The sequence below is a fragment of the Streptomyces turgidiscabies Car8 genome (genome assembly GCF_000331005.1).
In the GTDB taxonomy this organism is placed as follows: domain Bacteria; phylum Actinomycetota; class Actinomycetes; order Streptomycetales; family Streptomycetaceae; genus Streptomyces; species Streptomyces turgidiscabies.
In genome coordinates this window covers 1-8594 of sequence record NZ_AEJB01000084.1, presented here as the reverse complement: position 1 = coordinate 8594, position 8594 = coordinate 1, and the positions used below count along the sequence as shown (strand labels likewise).

Here is an 8594-nt window from a genome sequence, read left to right as displayed (position 1 = left end):
CCCATCGGCGCGTTCACGGGGTGGGTCAGCCGAGCGGAATGCCGTTCACCGGGAGGCCGTGGGTGGGCAGGCCCTGCAGCGGGAGGCCACCGAGCAGGCCGGAGACCGGCGCCGTGGGGCCCTCGGAGAGCAGCTTGGTGACGGCGGGCTGCGCGGCGGCCACGCCCGCGCCGAGCGCGCCCTGACCCTGGGCCACGGCCTCGGTGGCACCCGGCAGCGCCTTCGACGCGCTCTCCACGGGCAGCGTCTGGGTCACGGAGCTCAGCGCGGCGGAGTCCGGGAGGGCGGGGAGGGCCGGGGCGGCATTGGCGGCACCCGCACCCGCCGCGGCGAAGGCGGCACCGAGAGCGGCGACACCGAGGGTCTTGGCAGCAGACTGCTTCATAGTGAATGCGTCCTTGAATGCGAGACGGGGATGTGAGCGGTCCAAGACCGTAAACACGGGAAGCCGCCCGCCGCAAACATCGAAAAGCGGCCGAGTCGCACCGACCCGACCGCTTCCCGGCTCCCCGGAGCAGCCCTACGCCTCGACAGAACCGCTGGTGGAGGCGGTCTGCCGGAACAGCCATTCGGATTTCAGCTCGGCATATCCGGGCTTGATGACGTCATTGATCATCGCCAGTCGTTCATCGAAAGGAATGAATGCTGACTTCATAGCATTGACCGAGAACCATTGCATGTCATCGAGCGAATAATCGAAAGCTTCGACAAGATGCTCGAATTCCCGGCTCATCGAGGTGCCCGACATCAGCCGGTTGTCGGTGTTCACCGTCGCACGGAAGTGCAGCTTGCGCAGCAGCCCGATGGGGTGATCGGCGTAGGAGGCGGCGGCGCCGGTCTGGAGGTTGGAGCTGGGGCACAGCTCCAGGGGGATGCGCTTGTCCCGTACGTAGGAGGCCAGGCGGCCGAGTTTCACCGAGCCGTCGTCCTGGACCTGGATGTCGTCGATGATGCGCACGCCGTGACCGAGCCGGTCGGCGCCGCACCACTGGAGGGCCTGCCAGATGGAGGGGAGCCCGAAGGCCTCGCCGGCGTGGATGGTGAAGTGGTTGTTCTCGCGCTTGAGGTACTCGAAGGCGTCGAGGTGCCGGGTGGGCGGGAAGCCGGCCTCGGCACCGGCGATGTCGAAGCCGACGACGCCCAGATCGCGGTAGCGGTTCGCCAGTTCGGCGATCTCCAGGGAACGGGCCGCGTGCCGCATCGCGGTGAGCAGGGCGCCGATCCGGATGCGGTGACCGTTCTCCCGGGCCCGCCGCTCACCTTCCCGGAAGCCCTCGTTGACGGCCTCGACGACCTCTTCGAGGGTGAGCCCGGCCTGCAGGTGCTGCTCGGGCGCGTACCGCACCTCGGCGTAGACGACACCGTCCTCGGCGAGGTCCTCGGCGCACTCGGCGGCGACCCGGACGAGGGCGTCGCGGGTCTGCATGACGGCGCAGGTGTGGGCGAAGGTCTCCAAGTACCGTTCCAGCGAACCGGAGTCGGCGGCGTCACGGAACCAGACACCGAGCTTGTCGGCGTCGGTCTGGGGCAGTTGGGTGTACTCCGCGTCACGCGCGAGGTCCACGATCGTGCCGGGACGCAGGCCGCCGTCGAGATGGTCGTGCAACAGGACCTTGGGGGCGCGCCGAATCTGCTCCGGGGTGGGACCGGGGCTCGGGGTGCTCGCGGCGGATGCGGTGCCCGCGGTCGATGCGGCGCTCGCGGTGGATGCGCTCCGGGCAGTCTTCCGACTCGTCGTCCGATCACTCTGGCTCGTCATTTCCGCACTCTAACTCCTACGCGCGTAGAACGCCTGTCCTCTTTTCTCTTTCTTTTTCCCTTTCTTCGCCTGTACGTTTCCGCCGATACGTAACGGTGACCGCGAGGACAGGTCGCGTACACCGTTGCTTCTGACACTGTTCTGTCATGGCACACCAAGTGACGCCGGTACGTCAGGCCCGGCTCGGGAGGGCACTGGGTCCGGAGCCGACGTCGGTCAGCGGCGCGGTTCTGCTGCTGCCCGGCGGTGACGAGGTATCGACCCGCAGGCCGTCTCCCCTCCTCGCGGCCGCCTCCGTAAGGGCGTTGGGCCGCCGGCTCGCCCGCGCGGGCCGTGCGGACGGACTGGCCGTGCACGTCGTCCACTACCGCTACCGCGGCTGGAACGGCGGCGAGGCGCAGCTCGCGCACGACGCGCGTTGGGCCGTCGACGAGATCGTACGGCGGTACGGCGACGTCTCCGTGTGCCTCGCCGGCGTCGACATGGGCGGGCGGGCGGCGCTGCGCGCGGCGGACCACGACGCCGTCAACTCCGTGCTGGCACTGGCGCCTTGGCTGCCCGAGGAGGACGTGGCGGCGCCGCCGGAGCCGGTACGGCAGCTGACGGGACGGCGAGTGCTGATCGTGCACGGCACGAACGACGCACGGACCGATCCCGAACTGTCGTTCCGGTTCGCGGCGCGGGCGAAGAAGGCGAACCGGGACATCTGCCGGTTCGAAGTGCACGCGGACGGGCACGGGTTGCGTCAGTACCGGCAGGAAGTGCACGCGCTGGCGGAGGACTTCGTGATGGGGGTGCTGTTCGGACGGGGGTTCTCGCGGCCTGTGCAGGACGCGTTGATGGCTCCGCCGCCGTTGGGGTTGAGGATGCCGTTGGCTGCGGGGTTCGGTCGGTCTTTGCGGCGGTAGGTTCGGGGCGGATCGGTTGTGTTCGGGGTGCGGGTCGGTGGGGGCTGGTCGCGCCCGCGCGGCGGAGCCGCAGATCGGATACAGCCCCGCGCCCCTGAGGGGGGGGTGCCGCTCAGCCTGCTAGCAACTTGCCCTTCCTCTCCAACAGGAACCGCTTGAACGCGGCCACCGGCGGGGTGTCCGGGTGGCCGTCCAGCCAGGCAACGCCGATTTCTCTTGCCGCTCTTGGTGAGGTGACCGTCAGTTCGGCCACTCCCGGGCGGGGGACGGCCGGGGGTGGGAGGAGGGCGACGCCCAGGCCGGCCGCCACCAGGCCCCGTAGTGTCTCCGCTTCCTCTCCCTCGAAGGCGATGCGCGGGCGGAAGCCGGCCTCCTTGCACAGGTCGTCGGTGATGCGGCGGAGGCCGTAGCCGGGTTCGAGGGTGACGAAGGTTTCGTCGGCGGCTTCCGCGAGGCGGACGCGTCTGCGGGTGGCGAGGCGGTGGTCGGCGGGGACCACGAGGCGGAGTTTCTGTTCGTCGAGGCGCCGGGCGACCAGGTCGGGGGCGTCGGGGACGGGCGAGGTGAGGCAGAGGTCCAGTTCGCCGGAGCGCAGGCGTTCGAGCATGGCCTCGCCGTAGTTCTGTACGAGGGTGAAGCGGACGCGGGGATGGTCGGCGCGGAAGGCGTGCAGCAGGCCGGGCACGGTCTCGGCGCCCATGGTGTGCAGGAAGCCGAAGGCGACCCTGCCGGTGGCGGGGTCGGCGTCGGCGCGTACCTCGTCGGCGGCCCGCCCGATCTCGGCGAGGGCCCGCTCGACGGAGGCGAGGAACGTACGCCCCGCGGGGGTGAGGGAGACAGTCCGCCCCCGGCGGGCGAACAGGTCGACGCCCAGATCCTGTTCGAGGCGGACCATCGCCCGGGAGAGCGTCGACTGCGGCACCTGCATCTCCTGGGCGGCGCGGGTGACGTGCTCCGTGCGGGCGACTCCGGCGAAGTAGGACAGCCGTGGGGCGAGAGCGGTGACGATGTCTTCTGTGTCACTGGACGGTGACAGACGGGCTTCTGACCTTTGCTGATGCACCATGGGAACGATTATGGAGTTTCCGTGCATTGGACGGATGAACGGGGGCGTACGTAACTTCGAGGCATGCCTGCTGCCAGTACCGGGGCGGCCACGATCGTGGCCGCCGCCCCTCCGTCGCTCCCCCCGCTCCCCGCCGCCGACCTCCGCATGACCCCGGGTGGGCCCGGCTACCGGCGGATGAGCTTCGCGCTCTTCCTCGCGGGCGTCGCGACCTTCGCCCTCCTCTACTCCACGCAGGCACTGCTGCCGTTGATCTCCGGCGAGTTCGGGGTCCCGGCGAGCGACGCAAGCTGGACGGTGTCGGCGGCGACCGGTGCGCTGGCCCTGTTCGTCCTCCCGATGAGCGCCCTGTCGGAACGGTTCGGGCGGCGTACGGTCATGACGGCGTCGCTGGCCGTGGCCGTGACGGTCGGGATGCTGGTGCCCTTCGCTCCGTCGCTGGGCACGTTGATCGCACTGCGGGCGGTGCAGGGCGCGGCTCTGGCGGGGCTGCCGGCGTCGGCCACCGCCTACCTGGCCGAGGAGGTCCGGCCCAAGGCGCTGATCACCGCGATCGGCCTGTTCGTGGCCGGCAACAGCGTGGGCGGGATGAGCGGCCGGGTCATCACGGGCTGGGTCGCGCAGGAGTGGGGCTGGCGGGCCGCGGTCGCCGTGATCGGGGTCGTGGCGGTCGGCTGCGCGGTGGCCTTCCGGCTGCTGCTCCCCGCGCCACGTCACTTCCGGACGGGCTCGCTGCGACCGAGGGTCCTGGCGCGCACGGTCCGTACACACCTTGCGAACCCGTTGCTGCGGCGCCTGTACGCGATCGGCGCCCTGTTCATGACCGTGTTCGGCGGGGTCTACACGGTGATCGGGTACCGCCTGACGGAGGCCCCGTTCAGCCTGCCCCAGGGTGTCGTCGGCTCGATCTTCCTGGTGTACCTGGTGGGTACGGTGTCGGCGTCGACGGCGGGCAGGCTGGTGGCCCGCCTGGGTCGCCGGGGCGCCCTGTACCTGGCCGGCGGTACGACCACTTCCGGCCTGCTGCTGTCGCTGTCGGACACCCTGGCGCTCGTTCTGCTGGGCCTGGTGCTGATCACAGCGGGGTTCTTCGCGGGGCACGCGGTGGCGTCGTCGGCGGTGAGCCACACGGCGAAGGTGGGGCGGGCGCAGGCGTCGGCGCTGTACCAGTCGGCGTACTACATCGGCTCCAGCGCCGGCAGTACGTTGGGCGCGGTGGCGTTCCACGCGGGCGGCTGGTCGGGAACCGTGGGGATGGGCCTGCTGGCGGTGCTCGGCGTGGTGACGGTCACGGTGCTGGGGTCCCGGGCGGCGCGGAGCGTTCGCGTGGCGTGAGGGGTTTCCCGCCCACCCACCCGTCTCGGTCCGTTTGCCGGGCGCCCTCGAACCTCTCCATACGACCGACGTCTGAGAGCGAGCCCCGTGCAGCCCAGGCCGCGTTTCCCACCCACCCGGCCGTCTACTCCATGTGTCCAGTCCGGGACCCTGGCATCCCGGCCCGTCCACCGGACACTCGCGACTAGTAGTTCCGTGAGAGGGCGGAGAGGCCGATGAGGGGTGGTCGCCTGGCGATGGGCGATCCGAGCACGTTGGGTCTCAAGGTCCACCGGCACGTACACGAGTTGACAGGACGAGCTCCCAGACACGACCAACCAGCGGATCGCGGACCTCTCGTCACGAGACCAGCATCCGAAATCCAGGACCACGTTCGTTCCCAGCTTCAGCGCCTCCAGACCCAGCCAAAGCAGCCGTCCTTCCAGCACATCGCGCTTCCCGGCCGGCTGAGGATCGCCGAACAGCGGGAGCATCCACTCATCCGGCGTCAGCCGCAGCGCGTTGTGCTCCTTGGCCAGCTGTCGAGCTCTCGTGGTCTTTCCGGCTCCTGGCAGGCCAACCGTCAGGAACAACGTCGTCACCCCCAGATCTTGTCACGAAGGCCAAGTGATCACGCTTGAGCCAAAGGCGGATCGAAGCGACGGTGACGGTGCCGTGGAAGACATAGGCGCGCTTGTCGAATCTCGTGGCCCCGGCCCGGGAGTTCTTCAGCGCGTTGATCGTTCGCTCAATTTCGTTCCCTCGCTCTTAGATCGTCCTGTCGAAGCCGACTGGCCGACCGCCCTCCTGCCGCGGCGGCCATTCAGGGCCGTTAGGGGGTCTGGGGCGCAGCCCCCAGGAACGGGATGGGACGGGTAGGGGCGGCGGGGGCGAGAACCCTTCTCACCTGCACGTTTACTCACTCCCCGGGCCGTTGTCAGTGGCCTGCGCTAGCTTTCTCGTGTTGGGTCGCGACGGTGCGACGAAGGCAGCCATGGGGCGGGTTGGCAATGGGTGACAGTGCGGCTACGGCCACTGCGACAGACCTCGACGTGAAACTGGAACAGCACCGCGTCGAACTGACCGGGTACTGCTACCGCATGCTCGGCTCCTCCTTCGAGGCCGAGGACGCCGTCCAGGACACCATGGTCCGCGCCTGGCGGAACTACGAGAAGTTCGAGGGCCGCTCCAGCCTCCGCTCCTGGCTGTACCGCATCGCCACGAACGTCTGCCTGGACATGCTGACCGCCGGCAACAAGCGCGCCCGCCCCATGGACCTCACCGAGTCCACCCCCCTCGCCCGGGCCGCCCTGTCTCCCCGCCCCGACAACACCTGGCTGGAACCGATGCCGGACGCCCGCGTGCTGCCCACCGTCGAGGACCCGGCGGAGGCGGCCGTGGCCAAGGAGTCCGTGCGGCTCGCCTTCATGGCGGCGCTCCAGCAGCTCCCCGCGAAGCAGCGGGCCGTGCTGATCCTCCGCGAGGTGCTGGCCTGGAAGGCGAGCGAGGTCGCCGAGCTCCTCGAAACGTCGGTCGCGTCCGTCAACAGCGCCCTCCAGCGGGCCCGGGCGACGCTCGCCGAGCGGGACCGGGACGGGAGCGGCGTCGGCGCCCGTGCCACCGTCTCCGACCCGCTCAGCGAGGAGCAGCAGAAACTGCTGGAGCGCTATGTCGCCGCGTTCGAGGGGTACGACATGACGGCGCTCACCGCGCTGCTGCACGAGGACGCCGTCATGACGATGCCGCCGTTCGACCTGTGGCTGACCGGGCCGGAGGACATCACCGGCTTCATGACGACTCTCGGCGCCGCCTGTGCGGGCTCGCACCTCGTGCCGGTCGCGGTCAACGGGCTGCCGGGCTTCGCCCAGTACAAGCCGGACGAGGAGACGGGCGGCTACACCCCCTGGGCGGTCCAGGTGCTGGAGATCTCAGACGGCCGGATCACCGGTTTCCACTGCTTCCTCGACACGAAGCGCTGGTTCCCGCTGTTCGGCCTCCCTCTCTCGCTCCCCCGCGACCTCGACGTCGAAGCTGAGCCCGACCAGGTCCAGGAAGGCGAGTAGGGCGGGCGCCGGGTCCCGGAGGCGTATCCGGCCTCCGGCCCGGCGGGCGGTCAGCTGGAGCCGGGCCAGCAGCTCTACCGTGCCCAGGCCCGGGGGCCCGAGTCCCGCCACATCGCACACCACGACCGGCACCACCGGGTCACGACCACCACCGGCGCCGCCGCTCGCCAACAGCGCACGCACGTCCTCGCACAGCCTCGGCACCCCTTCCCGGGTGACGGGGCCGGCCAGCACGAGTACAGCGGGTGTCATAGCGTCCACGAACGGTAGACCGGACAACCGCCCGTAACTCATCGCGACCCATCACGCGCACCCGACGGAGCCCACCCGTTGAGATCACTTTGACGCGCGCCCCTCCTCCCCCGGAGGGTTACGTGTATGCCCCACGAACCATCCCCGGCCGCGATACCCCACGGCTCCCCTGCCCCTTCCCCGTCCGCTTCCGCGCCGCACACGGAGGAGGCTCCGTGCAGGGGGTGCTGACCGGGTTCGCGGTGATCGCCGTGGTCATCGGCGTCGGTTATGTGATCGGGCTGCGCGGCTACCTCGGGGACAACGGACGCGAGGTCCTGACCAAGCTCGCGTTCCATGTCGCCACCCCGGCCCTGCTGTTCACCACGCTCGCCCGGGCCGACCTGTCGGTGATCTTCTCCAGCCGGCTCCTGATCACCGCGCTGAGCACGATCGCGGCGGCGGGTGTCTTCGTCGCGGTGGGTGTCGTACGCCGCTGGGGCGCGGGACGTACGACGATCGGTGCCCTCTGCTCCAGCTACGTGAACTCCGGGAACCTCGGTATCCCGATCGCGGTGTACGTACTGGGGGACGCCTCGCTCGTGGCGCCGGTGCTGCTGTTCCAGACGATCGTGGTCACGCCGATCGCGCTGACCGTCCTCGATCTGACGGGCGCCGGTGAGAAGGGCCCGCTGTGGCGGCAGTTGATCACGCCGTTGCGCAATCCCGTCGCCGTCGGTTCGCTGGCCGGGGTGCTGGTGTCGGCGTCGGGCATCGGCGTGCCCGCGCCCGTTCTCGACCCGCTGACCCTGATCGGCAACATGTCCGTCCCGGCGGTGCTGCTGGCCTTCGGTATCTCGCTGTCCGCCAGCACCTGGCCGTTGCGCGGCTCCGAGCGGACTCCCGTACTGCTGTCCGTCGCCCTGAAGTCGGTGGGCCAGCCGGTGGCCGCCTGGGCGCTGGCAGCGGGCGTCTTCGGGCTGCACGGCGCGCCGCTGCTCGACGTGGTGGTGACCTCGGCCCTGCCCGCCGCCCAGAACCTCTTCACGTACGCGAGCCGCTATCGCGTGGGGGAGACCCTGGCCCGTGAGGCGATCCTGCTGTCGACCGTCCTGGCCGTACCGGTGCTGGTGGTCGTCGCGGCCCTGCTGGGTTGAGCGAGCGGTACGGCCTGGGTGAGCGGTACGGCGACAACTACTCTCCGCGTCAAGATCTGATCTGTCCAAGTCAAGATCATGGCCAAAAGGGGGAAA

The 8594-nt window shown here is 70.0% G+C and carries 7 protein-coding genes and 3 pseudogenes; 4 read left to right on the top strand and 6 right to left on the bottom strand.

What is annotated here, in order from left to right:
- Window positions 1-25: 25 nt before the first annotated feature.
- Window positions 26-385: a hypothetical protein gene (locus tag STRTUCAR8_RS53190; RefSeq protein ID WP_006374352.1), complete on the bottom strand. Its 360-nt coding sequence runs from the start codon at window positions 383-385 to the stop codon at window positions 26-28.
- A gap of 135 nt (window positions 386-520) precedes the next feature.
- Entirely contained in the window at window positions 521-1759 is a 1239-nt protein-coding gene (locus STRTUCAR8_RS04970) for an adenosine deaminase (RefSeq protein ID WP_044471646.1), read from the bottom strand.
- Window positions 1760-1905: 146 nt separating this feature from the next.
- On the opposite strand from STRTUCAR8_RS04970, the gene STRTUCAR8_RS04965 reads away from it, so the two are divergent.
- A complete protein-coding gene (locus STRTUCAR8_RS04965) occupies window positions 1906-2667 on the top strand; it encodes a prolyl oligopeptidase family serine peptidase (RefSeq protein WP_006374350.1) in 762 nt (253 codons plus the stop codon).
- A 112-nt stretch (window positions 2668-2779) separates the two neighbouring features.
- Here the strand turns inward: STRTUCAR8_RS04965 and STRTUCAR8_RS04960 are convergent, their stop codons facing one another.
- A complete protein-coding gene (locus STRTUCAR8_RS04960; RefSeq protein WP_006374354.1) occupies window positions 2780-3733 on the bottom strand; it encodes a LysR family transcriptional regulator in 954 nt (317 codons plus the stop codon).
- A gap of 63 nt (window positions 3734-3796) precedes the next feature.
- On the opposite strand from STRTUCAR8_RS04960, the gene STRTUCAR8_RS04955 reads away from it, so the two are divergent.
- The gene (locus tag STRTUCAR8_RS04955; RefSeq protein ID WP_006374351.1) at window positions 3797-5068 is read left to right on the top strand and encodes an MFS transporter; all 1272 of its coding nucleotides are present in this window, start codon (window positions 3797-3799) and stop codon (window positions 5066-5068) included.
- 191 nt (window positions 5069-5259) lie between these two features.
- Here the strand turns inward: STRTUCAR8_RS04955 and STRTUCAR8_RS49280 are convergent.
- Both STRTUCAR8_RS49280 and STRTUCAR8_RS53875 read right to left on the bottom strand, forming a co-directional pair.
- A pseudogene (locus STRTUCAR8_RS49280) lies at window positions 5260-5649 on the bottom strand (P-loop nucleotide/nucleoside kinase family protein); the annotation flags it as partial.
- Window positions 5650-5683: 34 nt separating this feature from the next.
- A pseudogene (locus STRTUCAR8_RS53875) lies at window positions 5684-5851 on the bottom strand (IS5/IS1182 family transposase); the annotation flags it as partial.
- 206 nt (window positions 5852-6057) lie between these two features.
- Here STRTUCAR8_RS53875 and STRTUCAR8_RS04950 point away from each other — a divergent pair.
- Complete coding sequence (locus tag STRTUCAR8_RS04950) at window positions 6058-7110, top strand: sigma-70 family RNA polymerase sigma factor (RefSeq protein WP_006374347.1); 1053 nt, start codon at window positions 6058-6060, stop codon at window positions 7108-7110.
- Window positions 7111-7140: 30 nt separating this feature from the next.
- Here the strand turns inward: STRTUCAR8_RS04950 and STRTUCAR8_RS53870 are convergent.
- Window positions 7141-7362: pseudogene (locus tag STRTUCAR8_RS53870) on the bottom strand (STAS domain-containing protein); the annotation flags it as partial.
- Between the two features lie 215 nt (window positions 7363-7577).
- Here STRTUCAR8_RS53870 and STRTUCAR8_RS04945 point away from each other — a divergent pair.
- Window positions 7578-8498 carry an AEC family transporter gene (locus STRTUCAR8_RS04945; RefSeq protein WP_006374353.1) on the top strand — a complete coding sequence of 307 codons (921 nt, stop codon included), beginning with the start codon at window positions 7578-7580 and terminating at the stop codon, window positions 8496-8498.
- Window positions 8499-8594 lie beyond the last annotated feature (96 nt).